The 17398-nt window shown below is 38.8% G+C and carries 18 protein-coding genes; 4 read left to right on the top strand and 14 right to left on the bottom strand.

Annotated elements, in window-relative coordinates; translation table 11 throughout:
• From ABJH98_RS04570 to ABJH98_RS04560, 3 genes are all read left to right on the top strand, one after another.
• Window positions 1-1323, top strand: a complete 1323-nt coding sequence (locus ABJH98_RS04570; RefSeq protein ID WP_348306452.1) for an MFS transporter — start codon at window positions 1-3, stop codon at window positions 1321-1323.
• A gap of 185 nt (window positions 1324-1508) precedes the next feature.
• The gene (locus tag ABJH98_RS04565; RefSeq protein ID WP_348306451.1) at window positions 1509-2420 is read left to right on the top strand and encodes a PhnD/SsuA/transferrin family substrate-binding protein; all 912 of its coding nucleotides are present in this window, start codon (window positions 1509-1511) and stop codon (window positions 2418-2420) included.
• Window positions 2421-2764: 344 nt separating this feature from the next.
• Window positions 2765-3064, top strand: coding sequence for a hypothetical protein (locus tag ABJH98_RS04560; RefSeq protein WP_348306450.1), 300 nt, complete (start codon window positions 2765-2767; stop codon window positions 3062-3064).
• A 109-nt stretch (window positions 3065-3173) separates the two neighbouring features.
• Here the strand turns inward: ABJH98_RS04560 and ABJH98_RS04555 are convergent, their stop codons facing one another.
• The 14 genes from ABJH98_RS04555 to ABJH98_RS04490 all read right to left on the bottom strand — a co-directional run bounded on the left by ABJH98_RS04555 (window position 3174) and on the right by ABJH98_RS04490 (window position 16240).
• On the bottom strand, window positions 3174-4370 hold the full coding sequence (locus ABJH98_RS04555; RefSeq protein ID WP_348306449.1) for a hypothetical protein: 1197 nt from the start codon (window positions 4368-4370) through the stop codon (window positions 3174-3176).
• Between the two features lie 24 nt (window positions 4371-4394).
• Window positions 4395-4802, bottom strand: coding sequence for a Rieske (2Fe-2S) protein (locus tag ABJH98_RS04550; RefSeq protein ID WP_348306448.1), 408 nt, complete (start codon window positions 4800-4802; stop codon window positions 4395-4397).
• A gap of 1 nt (window position 4803) precedes the next feature.
• The gene (locus tag ABJH98_RS04545; protein WP_348306447.1) at window positions 4804-6018 is read right to left on the bottom strand and encodes a di-heme oxidoredictase family protein; all 1215 of its coding nucleotides are present in this window, start codon (window positions 6016-6018) and stop codon (window positions 4804-4806) included.
• A gap of 141 nt (window positions 6019-6159) precedes the next feature.
• Complete coding sequence (locus ABJH98_RS04540; RefSeq protein WP_348306446.1) at window positions 6160-7245, bottom strand: DUF4097 family beta strand repeat-containing protein; 1086 nt, start codon at window positions 7243-7245, stop codon at window positions 6160-6162.
• 74 nt (window positions 7246-7319) lie between these two features.
• The gene (folB, locus tag ABJH98_RS04535) at window positions 7320-7673 is read right to left on the bottom strand and encodes a dihydroneopterin aldolase (RefSeq protein WP_348306445.1); all 354 of its coding nucleotides are present in this window, start codon (window positions 7671-7673) and stop codon (window positions 7320-7322) included.
• Window positions 7674-7676: 3 nt separating this feature from the next.
• On the bottom strand, window positions 7677-8513 hold the full coding sequence (locus tag ABJH98_RS04530; RefSeq protein ID WP_348306444.1) for a DivIVA domain-containing protein: 837 nt from the start codon (window positions 8511-8513) through the stop codon (window positions 7677-7679).
• Window positions 8514-8700: 187 nt separating this feature from the next.
• Window positions 8701-9600: a WD40 repeat domain-containing protein gene (locus ABJH98_RS04525; RefSeq protein WP_348306443.1), complete on the bottom strand. Its 900-nt coding sequence runs from the start codon at window positions 9598-9600 to the stop codon at window positions 8701-8703.
• A 9-nt stretch (window positions 9601-9609) separates the two neighbouring features.
• Window positions 9610-10008 carry an HIT family protein gene (locus ABJH98_RS04520; protein WP_348306442.1) on the bottom strand — a complete coding sequence of 133 codons (399 nt, stop codon included), beginning with the start codon at window positions 10006-10008 and terminating at the stop codon, window positions 9610-9612.
• A gap of 2 nt (window positions 10009-10010) precedes the next feature.
• On the bottom strand, window positions 10011-10484 hold the full coding sequence (greA, locus tag ABJH98_RS04515; RefSeq protein ID WP_348306441.1) for a transcription elongation factor GreA: 474 nt from the start codon (window positions 10482-10484) through the stop codon (window positions 10011-10013).
• A gap of 135 nt (window positions 10485-10619) precedes the next feature.
• Window positions 10620-12887 carry an aconitate hydratase gene (locus ABJH98_RS04510; RefSeq protein ID WP_348306440.1) on the bottom strand — a complete coding sequence of 756 codons (2268 nt, stop codon included), beginning with the start codon at window positions 12885-12887 and terminating at the stop codon, window positions 10620-10622.
• Between the two features lie 185 nt (window positions 12888-13072).
• A complete protein-coding gene (locus ABJH98_RS04505) occupies window positions 13073-13480 on the bottom strand; it encodes a CBS domain-containing protein (protein ID WP_348306439.1) in 408 nt (135 codons plus the stop codon).
• Between the two features lie 134 nt (window positions 13481-13614).
• Window positions 13615-14712 carry a redox-regulated ATPase YchF gene (gene ychF, locus ABJH98_RS04500; protein WP_348306438.1) on the bottom strand — a complete coding sequence of 366 codons (1098 nt, stop codon included), beginning with the start codon at window positions 14710-14712 and terminating at the stop codon, window positions 13615-13617.
• The gene (locus ABJH98_RS04495) at window positions 14713-15816 is read right to left on the bottom strand and encodes an AI-2E family transporter (RefSeq protein WP_348306437.1); all 1104 of its coding nucleotides are present in this window, start codon (window positions 15814-15816) and stop codon (window positions 14713-14715) included.
• A gap of 67 nt (window positions 15817-15883) precedes the next feature.
• Window positions 15884-16240 carry a DUF3276 family protein gene (locus tag ABJH98_RS04490; RefSeq protein WP_348306436.1) on the bottom strand — a complete coding sequence of 119 codons (357 nt, stop codon included), beginning with the start codon at window positions 16238-16240 and terminating at the stop codon, window positions 15884-15886.
• A gap of 241 nt (window positions 16241-16481) precedes the next feature.
• Between ABJH98_RS04490 and ABJH98_RS04485 the strand changes: the two genes are divergently transcribed.
• Window positions 16482-17393 (top strand): DUF58 domain-containing protein, encoded by a 912-nt coding sequence (locus ABJH98_RS04485; protein WP_348306435.1) that lies wholly within the window; start codon window positions 16482-16484, stop codon window positions 17391-17393.
• The last annotated feature ends 5 nt before the right edge of the window (window positions 17394-17398 follow it).

The raw sequence follows: 17398 nt of genomic DNA, 5'->3' as shown, positions 1-17398 counted from the left end.
ATGGAGAAACGACAGCTAAGCTTTTGGGAAGTATGGAATCTGAGCTTTGGATTCTTGGGTATACAGATGGGCTTTGCCCTACAGAATGCCAATGCCAGTAGAATCCTCCAGATTTTTGGAGCAGATGTGCACGAGTTGTCTTGGTTTTGGATTGTAGCCCCTTTGATGGGATTAATTGTCCAACCTATTGTTGGTCACTATAGTGACAAGACCTGGACTAAAATGGGTCGCAGAAAGCCCTTTTTCCTAACCGGAGCCATACTGGCTGCTATTGGTCTGATTGCCATGCCAAATGCGGGAGCGCTCACCGCAATCTTTCCGGCCTTATGGATTGGCGCAGGCATGCTGATGGTGATGGATGCCTCTTTCAATATCGCGATGGAGCCTTTCCGAGCTTTGGTGGCAGATATGATGCCCGCTGACCAGCGAACCTTAGGCTTTAGTATTCAGACCGTATTGATCGGCCTTGGAGCTGTAGTAGGCTCATGGTTGCCTTATGCCCTCACCAACTGGTTTGGCATATCAAACGAAGCTGCAGCTGGAGATGTACCCCTCAATCTGATTCTATCCTTTGTGATAGGCGCATTGACTTTGGTTGGCTGTATCATGGTGACCATTCTAACGACCAAAGAATATACACCAGAAGAATTAGCAAATTTTTCCGATGCGAGTCAAGAAGATACAGCCAATGACAAAGGCCTCCTCAACATTTTCACAGATTTCAAAAATATGCCGTTTACCATGAGGCAATTGAGCTGGGTGCAGTTCTTCTCTTGGTTTGGTTTGTTTGGCATGTGGGTGTATGCTACGCCGGCCATTGCCCATCATGTCTACGGGCTTCCTCTATCCGATCATTCTTCTAAGCTGTATCAAGATGCTGGTGATTGGGTAGGCATTCTGTTTGGCATTTACAATGGTGTGTCTGCGATCTATGCTTTCTTCCTTCCAGCTATAGCAAAAAAATTAGGAAGAAAAGCCACACACACTTACTCTCTTATTTTAGGAGGGTTTGGCCTGATCAGCATTTATCTGGCACCGGATCCTACTTTCCTTATTTTTTCGATGGTTTTGATCGGAATTTCTTGGGCAAGTATTCTAGCCATGCCTTATGCCATGCTCGTTGGTTCTATCCCAGCACATAAAATGGGCGTGTATATGGGCATCTTCAATTTCTTCATTGTGATACCACAAATCATTAATGCATTGATCGGTGGCCCACTAGTCAAGTATCTTTATGCTGGGAATCCCGTATTTGCATTAGTCACTAGCGGTGTAGCCTTCATCATCGCTGGAATACTCAACCTAAAAGTCAAAGACATTTAAAGAAACTCATCAGGAAACTGATAGATTTTAGTGAATAGTAAAAAAGTCCCGATTGCCATCGGGACTTTTTGTTTTTAATGCCCCTGTATGCTCTTTCAAGTTACAAAACGTCACCTACAAGACAATTCCGACCAAAAATGAGTATATTTAAATAAGCCTCCTACCATTCATTTAACCCTATTGCTATGAGAAAGCACATTACCTCAAAATGCAATATCATCATATTGTTTAGTCTACTTTCATGTACGACAATTTCTTTTGCACAAACATCTGGAGACACATTATCTATTGGTCTTGATCGATTCATGCCTGCAGAAAAGTTCAAACCCATTGCAGATTTTCTAAACGAGAAACTTGATGCTTATGTACAGTTTGAAAATTTCAACTCTTTATTAGAACTAAGCAGCAATCCATCCCAATACGACCTGATTTACACTAGTGCTTTTGGATACGCATTCGCTCAAGTGACTGAATTGCCATTTCAACCCTACTTGGTTCGCGCAGACAAAGACGGTAAGACGCTAACCTACAAGAGCTGTCTAATTGCAAATAAAAAATCCATGATCAAATCGACCAAAGACATCGCTGATGATAGTAAATCTATTGAAGTTTCATTCACCTATGCTTCATCCACATCAGGACACATTATTCCAAGAATCTATCTGACGCAACTGATAGAGCAGAGTCTGGAAAGCGGTTTCAAAGGAGTGAAATTTGAATCTGCACATCAAGACGTTATAAAAAAAGTAAGTGAAGGAAGTATCGCTTTGGGTGCTTGTTCCTGTCAGTGGATCAGAGAAGAGATTAAAGCCAATGCACAACTTAAAAATTCCATCAATGTATTGTGGGAATCTATCCCTATTCCACATGCAGTGTGGGCGACAAACCAAACCTCAAACCCTAGTTTGTTTAACAATTTAGACATCACACTTAATGCTATGCTCAATAAAAGTGAGATTAGAAAAATTGTAGACTTACCACAATTGAATCAATACAGTCCTGCTTCGCAAGATGGTTTCAATTATTTAATTGATCAACTAAAAAAAGATAACGAATTAGAATTCTACTTGTATTACTATGAATCTTTTTCGGAATAACGTTTTAGCATTTCAATAATCAAAAAATAAAAAGAAACTCTATTGTGTAAAACAACCCAATTTCATATTTACCAATAACCCTCAATTATTCAGTTTCTAAATCATTTTTCGTTCATTTTTCAACTCATTTTCATCATGAAATTGTTGATTTACATTTTATAGGTTGAACATTTACCCTCACTCTCGAAACATCGAAAAAACTGGCCTCAAGGCTATTTTAAGCCATATCCGTATATTTACTTAGCACAATTTCAGCGTTAATATAGAGCCTGATGAAAGACATATACTACTAACTTGCCTATGTAATTAATCAAGAGATGTTCAACCCAATAAATAACGCAACGATGAAAAAGTTAATATTTGTATTCGCCACTCTATTTATTGCTTGCACGGTTAGTCAAGCACAAAGCAAGAATGATTTAAAAGGACCAAAAGCTAAGAATTATAAAGTTTGGCAAGACGATAGCAAATCAGCTGTAGTGTACACTGACGCTGACCAAACTGCCGTAAAAGGTCCTGAGGCTAAAAATCAAAAAGTATGGGCTGACGCTACAGCCGATGAAAACAAAGTAACTATCAAAAGAGACACTAGAAAGAATAGCCTAAAGGGGCCAGCAGCCAAGAATTTCAAACCTTGGAAATAAAATTAGGGTGATATAAATCACCCCAAAAGATCAATTTTCTTCTTATGCACATTGAGACTTGCTCTAGTACACCAAACGGGTGTTAAAGACAGGTCTCAATTTTTTTTGTTTAAAAGTAACTTGCAAATCCAAATTGAACCCCAGCTGTCTTAGAAACTGGATTACCAAGAAAATCTCTTTCCCAATGTCTTCTATAATTAAATCTGAGTAAGGTATTGCTTGAAAATCTCAAACTCAAGCCGGGTACGATAGCATAGATTTCATCATAGATATTACTTTCTGTTGATTCAAATTCATCCACATTGTAATCCACATATTCTAAGCGGTTGATGAGGTTAAGAGTGACGCTTTTCCAACCCAATATATCCCTTTTGAGAATTGGATAAATCAGATCCAAATGAGTGCCTACCTGTTTTTTACCAAATTGCTGTCCATAAGCATCTGGTATATCAATGAAAGCCCAAGCGGTCTCCCCTATCAATTTTAATTTGGCTAATTGAAAATTGTAATCCAACGCAAACAAACTCACTCTACGTTTGTCATCGACTGACTCTCCTTCTATTTCAAATTCATTGTAGATCCCAGAGTAGCCCGATACTCCAAACTCTCCCAGACCTGACACATTGAAAGCTACACGACTGGAAAGAGAAGGTACCCCGTTATTGTCTTCTGCAAACATTTCTTCGGACTTGCCAGCACCCAAAAAGGTGCGATTTTCTGTATTGGCAATGATGCCAGCTTGCAAACCATTCGTGATATACAATTCATAAGTCATTTTGTGTTTGCCTACCGGAACCTTTCCATAGAAACCCATTCCCATTTCGGACAACGTAGAGGGAATCACATCTGTAGAGACCAACGGTCGATCAATAAATTCCCATTTTGGGCTGTCATGATTTTGATTGAAATAACCAATAGGTGGCAACAAAATTCCCATACGGAAAACAAATGCTGGATGGATTTCGAAATCTAACAGTGCTGTTTCTAATGCTATTTCTTCCGTTCCATGCTCAAACTCCAACTCAGATATGAATTTAACTCGTTCATGTACAGTAGCAAATAGGAAGATATTGAACCTTCTCAATTCCATGCTGAAACCATCCGAAACACCGTCGGTTGTGAAATAATTAGTATTGCCTTCAATGTAACCACCTATAGAAGCGGAAGAAGCCCCACGCTGAGCTTCGTAAATAAATGGTCTATTAAATATGGCTTCGAGGTTGGTATAACTAGAATCAGCTTCTTGTGAGAAAACCGGACTGATCACCAAAATATATAATATGAAAAGTGCTAGATAATTTTTCATGTCTATTAAAATCAGATTACCCAATCAGGTAATAAATATGAAGTCTTCGTTTGTAGTTACTTTAAATTTTTTGAGGTCTTCTTCGGCAGGTCCTGTAAGTACTTGACCCGTGTTAGTGAATTCACTGCCATGGCACGGACAGTGGAGCTCTTGACCAAACGGCGTCACTTCGCATTCCTTGTGCGTGCACAACATCAAGACTGCTGAATAGGCTTCGTCTTGCTTGATGAGATAGATGGGTGCTGGCAGTCGATCGTCCTTCACGACAACTGCTGTCCGCTCGTCAAACTCAGATTTTGCCACCTTGATACTATTATTTTCAACTGAATATTGAGCGTAGTAGACTTTTGCGCACGAAGACAGCAACGCTCCACCTGCCAATGTACCTAGGCACGCCATACCTGTTTTCCTAATGAATTTTCTTCTTTCCATATTATAAGGATTCTAAAAATTGGATGACAAATGCGCGATTCTCTTCTGATAATTCTGAGAAATTTATAGCCGATAGAGCGGCTTCGCCACCATGAAGTAAAATAGCTTCTTCGATGCTTCTCGCCCTTCCATCATGCAGTAAAAAGTAGGTTCCGCCTTGTGCATCTTTTGACAATCCAAGTCCCCAAAGTGCTGGGGTTTTCCATTCATCCGTGTCAGCTATGCCTTCGGTATAGCCATCGTCCAATTCAGGTCCCATATCATGCATGAGCAAATCCGTATAGGGATGAAAAGTTTGATTGGATAAAGCAGATACGGCATGATCTCCAGTTTGCAAGGTTGGTAAATGACAAGAAGTACACCCTATTTGTTCAAATAGCTCCTCCCCATTTTTCACTGCCGGATCATTTTCGTTCCTTCTCAAAGGAGGTTTGAGAGTACTCAAATAAAATACTACTTCATTTACAGTGGCGGCAGACACTTCAGGATCATCTACATTACCTATTGTAATATCTGAATCGTTGAAATTAATAGGGTCTTCGAGATCAAAATCAGAAGTGATCCCCATATCCTGCTTATAAGCACCCACTGTCTGCATTTTCAAATCGATAGCCCCAGCTTTTTTACCAAATCGGCCGATGTAAGAAGTTCCGTTAGCTAGATGAATTGCTCGTGGTTCGAAAAAATCTGGCGCTTCTATGTAATTAGGAACTCCTGAGATGCCATCTCCATCTAAATCATTAGGATCAGCATTCGCTAATATATCCGCGTCGGAAACAGCGTCTAGTAAACCAAGGCCGGTAACTGCCGGTGCCAGAAAAGTCGTGACGCCTGTAGCCTCAGAGGGAATAAGCTCGGCTTCAAAACCTGGAATAGCTCTATTTTGTAACTGCGGACCACCTTGATCCAACATGTGATCAAAACTGCCATTAGTAAATTTTCCAAACCGAGTCAATCCGGACGATGGGTGACCTTTTCCATCTCCTGGGTGACAGGCAATACATGAAGAGGTTACAAAATATGGCCCCAAACCAGTTTCAGGAGTAAACACCTCCGAAAACCTTTCATCTCCAGCTAAGAATACTCGCATCTGAGCCGCTGACAAGCCTTCTATCGGTCCATCTAGTACTTCATTGTCTGCGGGAGCGCTTGGCATGATCTCTTCACAGCTTAGCATGATGATCATATAAAGCGACAGAAAGTAAATTCTTTTCATTTCTACTATTCTAATAATATTTTAAAGCAAAACTAGTTTATTTTTTAGATTTGTCTAAAAATATTATTAGAAAAGTCACTTAAGCCAAAAAAGGCTTCCTGTTTCCACAAGAAGCCTTTCTATTCATTTCTATCAAGCTAATTAATCATAAGACAAACTTACTGTACCATCTGATGCATGCAAATCGACCAACATACCCCCTCCATTCACTTCACCTTCTACTATATGATCCTTGGATGTACCAGAAAAGTTATCCAATACAGTTCTGATCGTTTCTCCTCGCAACACCAAATCCAATCCCATAGCATCTGGAATGGTAACTACTATATTGCCATCAGAGGTGCGAAGCTCCAAACTATCGTCTAACCGCACGATGTTCCCTTTGATCTCTCCATCAGACGTTCTTGCTTTTAAAGATCCTGACAGATTTCTGAAAGAGATATCACCATCTGAGGTGTTAATAATCATTTCGCCTTCAGATTGTCCTATACGTAAGTCACCATCACTACTGGTCAATTTCATATCCCCTACTATTTTTTCTGCATTGATATCACCATCGCTGGTCACCAAATCCACTCGTCCATTTATATCTTCTAGGTCTACATCACCATCAGAGGTTTTTCCTTCTACATTGCCTTCAATATTTCCCAACTCTATATCTCCATCACTGGTGATGGATTCTACATTGCCAACCACTTGCCGAATTGTAATATCTCCGTCTGAAGTTCGAGCGTAAACATCTCCAGTTACTTTGATTATTTCTACGTCTCCGTCGCTGGTTTGTAATTTCTGATCGGCTGTCAAACCTCTTAGCTTTATATCTCCATCCGAAGATTGCAGATCACATGAAGATTTAATCGGACAATAAATATCAAATGATACATTGATTCTATTCCGCCAATCATTGTTTCGGTATTGATATCGCTGTTTTACTGATATATTTAGAAAACCCTGGTCTGAAGAAATATCAATAATAAAGTCTTCTTCCAACTCCTTCGGTGAAATATTTATAACCTCATTATTCCTTTCTACTATGTAGAATACTTCTATTTCATTACGATCAGAAGGGAATACTTCTATGTCGCCATCATTAGTTGTGACGGTCAATTTGGGCGAGCCATCGACTTGATACACTTCATTAAAAGAGAATTTTTTCTTTTGAGCTAAACTACTTAATGAGAGGAAAACAGCGCTTAAAGTGAATATTGCTACTAGTGTTTTTTTCATGACTTTATGGTTTGTAAATAAATACAATCAAAAGACATGACACTTCTAAAGAAGTTGCATAGCTGGCAAATAAATTATCTGGATTGAGTTATCGTAACGGAAGCTTTTTTACAAACTCCTTTGATTGGTGGATTATGTTTACTTACAGTAGATCGCACTTGGGATATAGAAGAGAACTGTTTCAATAACTCTCGACACATGGATGAGGCCAATGTTTCCAATAATTTTGTGGAAACTGACATGATCGTAGACACTGTCAAATATATCTCTTCGTAGTTAATGGTTTGATCCAAATCATCATCCGTAAAGACTGTATTGTCTACAGTTACTTCTACGTCTACGGTATATTTATTCCCTACTTTTCTCTCCTCTTCATAATACCCATGATGGGCAAAGAAGTCCAATCCCTCCAACCTTATTGTTGTCATTTATTAGTCTTCCAATTCATCGAAAAAAGACAATCCACCTTCTACCACAGGCTCTTTCTTCACCTTAGGTTTAGCTACGGCAGGCGCTGGAGCTGTTCTTGTTATTGGATTCTCATCAGATATGTAATTTTTCTTGACCGCAGATTGATCATCGACTACTGGTCTAGCTTCAACCAGGTTTTCTTCCTGGGTTGGCTCCTTTTTTACTTCATCAAGCTTGATCGATTCAATTCTTGACACGCTTTCATCAGAATGATTACTTACACGCTCTGAAGTTTCTCTAAGCAATTGCTTTACCTTTTTTACGTGAGTTTCAATGCCAGATTCCTGATATTTTACTTTCTCCACCTTACTCATCACATCTCCTGAGAGCATTTTCAGTTGAGAAATGATATTATCTCTTTGATTTTCTATGATGCGGTAATTTTCCTCCAATTCTTTCACCTCTCCAGTCATCTCTTCCATGACGTCTCGAGCTTCCATTTCAGCCCTTTCGATAATCGCTCTAGCCTTGTTTTTAGCATCGCTAATCATGGCATCCGCATTAATTTGCGTTTCCTTCAAATGAAGTGCTGCAGTTTTGTTGGCCTGATCAACCACACTTGCACCAGTATCTTCAGCTGTTTTTAAGGTTTTGAAAAGCGTAGTTTCTACTTCTCTCAGTTTTTGAACTTCTTTTTCCAGCTTTTCTCGCTGCTGCTTTAAGTCCTTGTTTTCGTCAAGAAAACGTTCCCATTCGTGTGAAAGGGATAATAAAAATGCTGTTACTTCGTCCTTGTCCAGTCCTCTAAAAGACTTCTCGAACGTCTTTTGCCTAATTTCTAATGGAGTAATCTTCATCTGTCTATAGATCTTTAAACACCAAATGGGTCAATTGTGAATGCATCACCTCATCCGAAAGATGTTTGGTCCAAGCTATTTTCGATTAGTAGTTTTCTATACCTATCAATCTTAATATACTTATATTAATACGTACAAACTGGTAGTTTAATTACTTAAGTGGCGGCTTATAATGCAATTATAAACATTATTTCTTAATATCAATGCGCCAAACCCCTATAGAACGATCATCGCTACAGGAGATTAAATAGTCCTTATGCTCCATCCATAGCAATTTATTAACTGAAGTGAAGTGCCCTTTATGCCGTGCTTTGTCAATAACTTTGATCAATTTTCGTTGTGCGTAGTCCCAAATTTTGATCGTTTTATCCATGCTCGCCGTCGCCAGATATGCTCCGTCTTGTCTTTCTACTATATCGTTTATAGCATACATATGAGCATTGATAGATTCATCCAACTTAAGACCATCAAGATCCCAAAATTTTAATCTAGCGTCTCTACTGGCACTTATTAATGTATTTTCTTTTGCCAATAAGGCAAATACCGAGTTTTCATGGGCATGGATTTCCTCTACCAATTCGAAGTTTGGTAATTGATATTTCCGGATAAAACTATCACTTGATGCTACTAGGCAATGATTATCTTCTGTGATTAGAATATCACGAATATTCTGATCGCATACCTCTACTTCATGCAGCACTTTCAATTTTGGCAAATCAATAACAACCAATTTCCCATCTCCAGTCCCTACAATCAACAAATCCTTTACTACTTTCATATCGAAAATAGCAGAAGTCGTAAACTGCAATGAACCCACTTCCTTATTAGAAAGTACATCAATCAAATGTATGCCTTCGTAATTTTGAGCGACGATAAGCAAATGACGTTGGGGAACTAATCGAATGGCATAAACCGATGCGGCAACCTTGGCTATCAAACGTCCAGTTTCAGTCTTATTCAGATCCCATTCTACGATATTTCCATCTCCACCAGCTGAATAAAACAAATGGGGCTCTACACCTTTTTCAAGGGTATAAACGGCATCAGAATGCCCAGTATAAGTTATGGCTTTTTCGATTTGGACCATTAGGTCAGGTTACAGCTCAATGGCTGATTTTATCATTTGTGCTGTTTCAGCTAATTCTTCTTGTGAAGGTTTCAATTTTGGACGAGCAAAATTTGCATCATCCATGCTATTCATAGGAATTAGATGTACATGTGCATGTGGTACCTCAAGTCCCAAAACAGATACTGCAATTCGCTCACATGGAATAGCTGCTTGAATACCAAGCGCCACTCTTTTAGCAAATAAATGCAATCCTGCTAAAGTTTCATCCTCCAAATCATAGATATAGTCCACATCTACTTTTGGAATAGCCAAACAATGACCTTCCATCAGAGGGTTGATATCGAGAAATGCCAGAAAATCATCATTTTCAGCAACGATGTGCGCAGGTATTTCTCGATTTATAATTTTACTGAATATGCTAGGCATAATTAGGCTAGTCCTATTTCTAATATCTCAAATTCTATCTTACCTGCTGGTGCTTCCACAATTGCAGTTTCTCCCACTTTCTTTCCTAAAAGACCTTTTCCGAAAGGAGATTTCACTGAAATTTTTGCAGCTTTCAAGTCTGCCTCTTCTTCGGCTACTAGTGTATATTTCACTTCCATGCCGTTTTTCTTGTTTTTAATTTTCACAGTTGAAAGTATTGACGCTTTAGAAGTATCTATTTGAGACTCGTCAATTACTCTAGCATTTCCTACTACAACTTCCAATTTTGCAATTTTCAATTCCAATAAGCCTTGCGCATCCTTTGCCGCATCGTATTCGGCATTTTCACTCAAATCGCCTTTATCTCTTGCTTCTGCAATCTGTTTAGCGATATCAGTTCTTCCATGTGTTTGAAGGTGATTCAGTTCATCTTTTAATTTCTGAAGCCCTTCTGCTGTATAATATGATACACTCATGTTGTTTGATTTATAATAAAAAAGAACGGTCTCATTGCTGAAACCGTTGCTTGGTATTTTCTTAAAAGTTTGTTTAAAGATACGAGTTTTTAAGCATTCGGTTGGTCTAACCAGTACCGAACCTAACGACTCGCCTTACCCGTTATTTTGTCTTTTGATCAAATTCAATGCTGATCCAGCCTTGAACCATTCTATTTGACCCTCATTATAAGTATGATTCGTTACGATTGTATCTTCAGAACCATCTGCGTGCTTAGCCAAAATTGTCAAAGGTTTTCCAGGAGCAAAATCTTTCAAATCGATGAAGTCGAAAGTATCATCTTCTTGGATTTTGTCATAATCAGCTTCGTTTGCAAATGTCAAACCAAGCATCCCTTGCTTTTTCAAGTTGGTTTCATGGATTCTTGCAAATGACTTCACTAAAACCGCTCTTACACCCAAATGTCTAGGTTGCATCGCAGCATGTTCTCTTGAAGAACCTTCACCGTAATTCTGATCTCCCACCACAATAGTAGGGATTCCAGCTGCTTTATATTTTCTCTGCGTTGCTGGTACGGCATCGTAGTTACCATCGATTTGGCTTTTTACCTTATCCGTTTCGCCATTGAATGCGTTCACAGCACCTATCAAAGTATTGTCAGCAATGTTATCCAAGTGTCCTCTGAATCTCAACCATGGGCCTGCCATAGAAATATGGTCAGTGGTACATTTTCCTTGCGCTTTGATTAACAATTTAGCACCCGTGATGTTTTCTCCATCCCAAGGAGCAAAACCAGCAAGCAATTGCAATCTTTTAGAGTCTTCTGCGACAGAAATAGTCACGCCAGATCCATCTTCCGCAGGTGCTTGATAACCTGGATCTTCCACATCAAATCCTTTGGTTGGCAATTCATCCCCTTTAGGAGGATTCAATTTGATTTGTTCACCAGCATCATTAGTCAAGGTATCCGTGATTGGATTAAATCCTAAATCACCGGAGATAGCGATAGCAGCTACCATTTCAGGAGAAGTCACAAACGCATGTGTGTTTGGGTTACCATCCGCTCTTTTTGCAAAGTTTCTATTAAAAGAGTGAACAATCGTATTCTTCTCTTGCTTGTCAGCGCCAGCTCTTGCCCATTGTCCAATACATGGCCCACAGGCATTTGTGAATACCTTAGTACCCATTTTCTCGAAAGTTTCGATGATTCCATCTCTTTCTATCGTATATCTCACTTGCTCAGAACCTGGATTGATTCCAAATTCAGCTTTAGGTTTGATACCATGCGCCACAGCCTGCTCCACAATAGAAGCCGCACGTGACATATCTTCATATGATGAGTTCGTACAAGATCCGATCAATCCCCACTCCACTTTAGTTGGCCAGTCATTTGCTGCCGCTTTTTCTCTCATTTCGCTGATTGGTGTTGCCAAATCAGGCGTAAATGGACCATTGACATGAGGAGCCAAAGTTGAAAGGTCAATTTCAATTACTTGATCAAAATATTTTTCAGGATTGGCATAAACTTCATCATCACCTGTCAAATGTTCTTTAATGCCATTCGCCAAGTCAGCTACTTCAGACCTATCCGTAGCTCTTAAATATCTTTCCATGGAATCGTCATACCCGAAAGTAGAAGTAGTCGCTCCTATCTCGGCACCCATGTTACAAATCGTTCCTTTTCCAGTACAAGACAGGTTTTTAGCTCCTTCTCCGAAATACTCCACGATAGCACCAGTTCCGCCTTTTACAGTGAGGATACCAGCCACTTTCAAGATTACGTCTTTGGAAGATGCCCATCCATTCAGCTTACCAGTTAGTTTTACTCCAATTAGCTTAGGGAATTTTAATTCCCAAGCCATTCCAGCCATTACATCTACGGCGTCTGCACCGCCAACACCGACTGCGACCATTCCCAGACCACCTGCATTTACTGTGTGTGAATCTGTTCCGATCATCATTCCACCAGGAAATGCATAGTTTTCTAATACTACTTGGTGAATAATACCAGCTCCTGGCTTCCAGAATCCAATGCCGTACTTATTAGAAACTGAATCCAAGAAGTTGAAAACCTCATTGGAAATGTTGATTGCATTTTGCAAATCTTCGTCAGCTCCTACTTTGGCCTGGATCAAGTGATCACAGTGTACCGTAGTAGGTACAGCAACTTTAGCTTTTCCAGCTTGCATGAATTGCAAAAGGGCCATTTGTGCCGTAGCATCCTGACATGCAATTCTATCCGGAGCAAAATCAACATATGACTCTCCTCTGGTATAGGTCTCTTTAGGCTGACCTTCAGACAAATGAGAATACAATATTTTTTCTGCCAAAGTCAACGGCTTGCCCGTCAATTCTTTAGCCTTGTTGATTCTATCACCCATTTGGGAATAGACTTTTTTAATCATGTCAAGATCAAATGCCATAATCGCTACTTTTAATTAGTTGAAATTTTGTTTTAAAAATTAATTTGGAGGGTCAATTGTTAATTTTTAAGGTGGCAAAAGTACGAAGTTTTACCTGTAAATCATACCCCAAGTCCTTAAAAATGAGGTGTGACTTTTGAAATCACATACAATCTCTAAATAAGAAGCAATCAATAAAACTATCCCTATTTATTCTTATAATGCTTTATTAAATCTGTAGATGTGACAATTCCAATTAATCTAGTACCATCTACTACAGGCAAAGCATGAAAATGATTCTTAAGAAAAATATCTGCTGCTGCTTCTACTGTTGCCTTAGGGACAATTGTTACAGGCTTTTTCATCAGTGCTTTGACACTTACCACCTCTAACTCTTCAAATAACGCTCGACCTCCTGAATCTAGTACTTGACAAAACTGCTTCATCATAGCCACATCAGACTTGCTCACCATTCCAAGCAAGGTGTCTCCAGAAACAACAGGCACGTGTCGGATTTTGATATTATCAAAGACGTTCGCAACCTCTTTAAGATTATCTCCCAGAGTCACGGTAATGAGATCCGTGATCATAATATCTGACACTAAGTTTGACATAGATAAATTGATTAGTTTATATCAAACTTAATTTGATTCCGTGTGCAATCAAAGAGTCTACTCTACAATTCCCTGTAAATAAAAAAGCATAGCTCTCGCCATGCTTTGTATTTTTACAATTTACTTTAGAACGTTTAGACATTAAACCTAAAATGCATCACATCACCATCCTTCACTACATAGTCTTTTCCTTCTATCGCTAGCTTTCCTGCATCTTTACATCCAGCTTCAGAACCGTATTGTTCATAATCCGGAATCTTAATTACCTCAGCCTTGATAAAACCTTTTTCAAAGTCTGTATGAATTACACCTGCGGCTTGAGGGGCTTTCCAACCTTTTTTTATTGTCCAGGCTCTTACCTCTGTGACCCCAGCTGTGAAATAGGTAATCAAATCAAGTAATTCGTAAGCCGCACGGATTAATTTATCGAGACCTGATTCTTTCAGTCCATATTCTTCTAAGAACATTTCCTTTTCTTCTGGCTCATCAAATTCCGCAATCTGAGACTCAATCGCCGCACTCACCAAAACCACTTGTGCATTTTCATCAGCAACAGCTGCTTTTAATGCCTCCACATGTTCGTTGCCAGTATGAATGGCTGATTCTTCTACGTTAGCGACATAAATCACAGGCTTGATAGTCAATAACTGCAATGGGCCAACTACTTCCCTTCGTTCTTTGGTCAACTCTAAAGCTCTCGCATTTTGACCAGACTCTAAGAGCTCCTTGTATTCTTTAAGGATTTCTACCATCACTTTGAGCTTCGCATCACCCGATTTTGCAGCCTTTTCATTCTTTTGAAGTTGCTTGTCGATCGACTCCAAATCTTTGAGCTGAAGTTCTGTATCAATTACATCCTTATCTGCTACTGGGTTCACATGACCATCTACATGAACAATGTTATCGTCATTGAAACATCGAGTGACATGCACGATCGCGTCTACTTCACGGATATTGGCCAAAAACTTATTTCCAAGTCCTTCACCTTTACTCGCTCCTTTCACCAAGCCTGCGATATCCACAAATTCGATAACAGTAGGCAAAACCTTTTGAGGCTTGACTAATTTCTCCAATATGCCGAGTCTTTCATCTGGCACCGTAATCACGCCCACATTAGGCTCTATTGTACAGAAAGGAAAATTGGCAGCTTCTGCCTTAGCATTAGATAATGCATTAAAAAGGGTTGATTTACCTACGTTAGGCAAACCCACAATCCCACATTGCAATCCCATTTATATAATATTTTTTGAAACTTGAAAAATCCTATAGCTTTTGAATCCATCTCTGATTTCTATCACTGATACACGTAAAATCGTGTACACAGGAATAGCGGCTATCATACCTGGAATACCTGCTAAACTTGCGGCCGCAAAGATAACAACAAAAATCTCTAAAGGATGTGCCTTGACACTTTTAGAAAAGATAAGGGGTTGGAGCAACACATTATCGGTTGCCTGAACCACTGCAAACACGGAAACAATTTTTAGAATTAGAATAACCGCCACTTGATCGAAGGCAAAATGCCCACTAGTAGAAAGTCCAACTATAATACCAAAAGTAGCACCCAACAAAGGCCCCATATACGGGATTAAATTCGCTACGGCAGCGAAAACCGCAATCGTCAGTGCATATTTGACTCCAAAAATAGACAATCCTAAACCAGCCATTGAGAATATAGCCATCATCTGCAAAACCAATCCAATCAAGTAATTGGAAAGTAAATGTTCTATTTTATGTATTGCAGAAATAAACAATTCGAAGTATTGATTGGGCACTATAGCAATTAGCCGTCGGCTCAATAGTCCATTTTCCAGAAGCAAAAAGAAAGTAATAAAGGCTATGGCTAAAACAGCAACAAAAAACCCTCCAGTAAAAGTCAATAAATTATTGATAATGTTCCTAAAGTTGAGATTGCTCACAAATTCGAAAACGCTTGATCGGATAGTTTCAGTGAGACTATGTTCGTCTTCACTTACTAGTTGATATTCTATCAGAAAATTTTCAATCGATACGATGGGTTGTGATAAATTCGTGTACACCTCATCAAAACTCACTTTTGATAATACATTGACTTGTTCAGCTATCAATGGAATAAAAAGCAGAACAAAAGAAAACACCACAGCTACAACTACACAATAAGAAATTAATATGGCGATAAACCTGGGCATTCTCATCCGATAGAGATGAGTCCGATTGATCAAATTGGTAAGTGGCCTCAAAATGGTAGCCAGAACGATAGAAACACATAAATAAATAAAAATGTCGCTAAATAGCCAGGCACTAAATAAAAATAGTGCAACAAAAACTACAATAAAAACTAGCGTTCTTCTGATCATGGTCTAAAAATAGAAAAAGCTCCAGGAGTACCCAAGAGCTTTTTAATTTCTTCTTGTTAGAATTAGATTAATCCCATTTCAACTCACTGTCGTCATTCGAAGCAACGACTTCTGGTTGTTTATCTGATTCTTCCTTTTCTCTATCAAATTGTTCAAAGTCAACTTCTGGCATCAACTCTTCTTTGACATGGTTTACCGTATCATTGAGTGCTTGAACGAACTTATTGAAGTCTTCTTTATACAAGAAAATTTTATGCTTTTCGTAGAAATAACCATCATCCTTATAGCGCCTCTTGCTTTCGGTAATGGTCAAATAGTAGTCATTTGAACGTGTGGCTTTTACATCAAAAAAATAGGTTCTTTTCCCCGCTCTTACTCTCTCAGAAAATATTTCTGCTCTTTCGTTATCCTTATGATCTTCCACTTTTATCAGTATGTTTAAGTTCCTAGAATTTAGATTTTGATGATTATTTAAATTCTTAAAAGCTTTAAATATAATGTTTTTTAAATCAGAAAAGCAAATCACTACTTATATTATGAACCTGTAGGTATCTAGCTTAAATCTGGATTAAAAATATTACTCCAAAAGCCGTTCTGCATTATAATATTTGCAACCATGCAGATCATTTATAAATTACATACGTTGACGAGGTAAATACATTTTTGTGAAGTTAGATATAGACATAAACAAACTAAAAGAGTATGCCAATGTGGAACTTTTGGCCAGGCAACTGGTAGAAGGTTTTATCACTGGATTACACAAATCCCCCTATCATGGATTTTCAGTGGAATTTGCAGAGCATAGATTGTATAATTTCGGCGAAAGTACAAGGCATATAGACTGGAAAGTATTTGCTAAAACTGATCGCCTGTATACAAAACGATATGAAGAAGAGACCAATCTGCGATGCTATATTGTGCTAGACACTTCTTCATCTATGTATTATCCCAAGCCCGAACATGGGAAAATCAAATTCTCCATATTAGCTGGTGCAGCGATTTCATTTTTATTGCAAAAACAGCGAGATGCTGTTGGACTATTCACTTTCAGTGATAAAATTGATTTTCAATCTGACACCAAGTCCACATCAACTCATGTGCACAATCTGCTCAATAAGTATCAACAGTTATTTGAGAAGCCACCGATACATCACAAAACGAATGTGGCTCAGGTGCTACATGAAGTAGCAGAAAAGATTCCCAAAAGGTCATTGGTTGTGATATTTTCGGACATGCTGCAAAACGAAACTGATCAAGAAGAAGTCTTCTCCGCACTGAATCACCTAAAACACAATAAGCATGAAGTCCTGCTTTTTCATGTAAATGATAAAGAAACTGAACTTGATTTTGAATTTGAAGATCGGCCTTATCGATTTGAAGACTTAGAGACTGGCCAAGTGGTTAAGCTGACTCCTACGGAAATTAAAAAAGCCTATAAAAAACACATGGATGAGGCTTTCAAAAACCTATTCTTGAAATGTTCACAACTGAAAATTGATTTTATTGATGCTGATATCAAAGGTGGATTTGATAAAATTCTAAGTACCTATCTAACCAAAAGAGCCAAGATGGGGTAAGCAAA

It is taken from the genome of Reichenbachiella sp., from assembly GCF_039969095.1.
GTDB lineage: Bacteria > Bacteroidota > Bacteroidia > Cytophagales > Cyclobacteriaceae > Reichenbachiella.
Note: the sequence above shows the minus strand (reverse complement) of the source record. Positions and strands in the feature narration are given on the sequence as shown.

Bases quoted from the DNA above. Each gene is read 5' to 3' on its own strand.
- ABJH98_RS04570 (WP_348306452.1), top strand. From the start codon at position 1: ATGGAGAAACGACAGCTAAGCTTTTGGGAAGTATGGAATCTGAGCTTT.
- ABJH98_RS04565 (WP_348306451.1), top strand. From the start codon at position 1,509: ATGAGAAAGCACATTACCTCAAAATGCAATATCATCATATTGTTTAGT.
- ABJH98_RS04560 (WP_348306450.1), top strand. From the start codon at position 2,765: ATGAAAAAGTTAATATTTGTATTCGCCACTCTATTTATTGCTTGCACG.
- ABJH98_RS04555 (WP_348306449.1), bottom strand. From the start codon at position 4,370: ATGAAAAATTATCTAGCACTTTTCATATTATATATTTTGGTGATCAGT.
- ABJH98_RS04550 (WP_348306448.1), bottom strand. From the start codon at position 4,802: ATGGAAAGAAGAAAATTCATTAGGAAAACAGGTATGGCGTGCCTAGGT.
- ABJH98_RS04545 (WP_348306447.1), bottom strand. From the start codon at position 6,018: ATGAAAAGAATTTACTTTCTGTCGCTTTATATGATCATCATGCTAAGC.
- ABJH98_RS04540 (WP_348306446.1), bottom strand. From the start codon at position 7,245: ATGAAAAAAACACTAGTAGCAATATTCACTTTAAGCGCTGTTTTCCTC.
- folB (WP_348306445.1), bottom strand. From the start codon at position 7,673: ATGACAACAATAAGGTTGGAGGGATTGGACTTCTTTGCCCATCATGGG.
- ABJH98_RS04530 (WP_348306444.1), bottom strand. From the start codon at position 8,513: ATGAAGATTACTCCATTAGAAATTAGGCAAAAGACGTTCGAGAAGTCT.
- ABJH98_RS04525 (WP_348306443.1), bottom strand. From the start codon at position 9,600: ATGGTCCAAATCGAAAAAGCCATAACTTATACTGGGCATTCTGATGCC.
- ABJH98_RS04520 (WP_348306442.1), bottom strand. From the start codon at position 10,008: ATGCCTAGCATATTCAGTAAAATTATAAATCGAGAAATACCTGCGCAC.
- greA (WP_348306441.1), bottom strand. From the start codon at position 10,484: ATGAGTGTATCATATTATACAGCAGAAGGGCTTCAGAAATTAAAAGAT.
- ABJH98_RS04510 (WP_348306440.1), bottom strand. From the start codon at position 12,887: ATGGCATTTGATCTTGACATGATTAAAAAAGTCTATTCCCAAATGGGT.
- ABJH98_RS04505 (WP_348306439.1), bottom strand. From the start codon at position 13,480: ATGTCAAACTTAGTGTCAGATATTATGATCACGGATCTCATTACCGTG.
- ychF (WP_348306438.1), bottom strand. From the start codon at position 14,712: ATGGGATTGCAATGTGGGATTGTGGGTTTGCCTAACGTAGGTAAATCA.
- ABJH98_RS04495 (WP_348306437.1), bottom strand. From the start codon at position 15,816: ATGATCAGAAGAACGCTAGTTTTTATTGTAGTTTTTGTTGCACTATTT.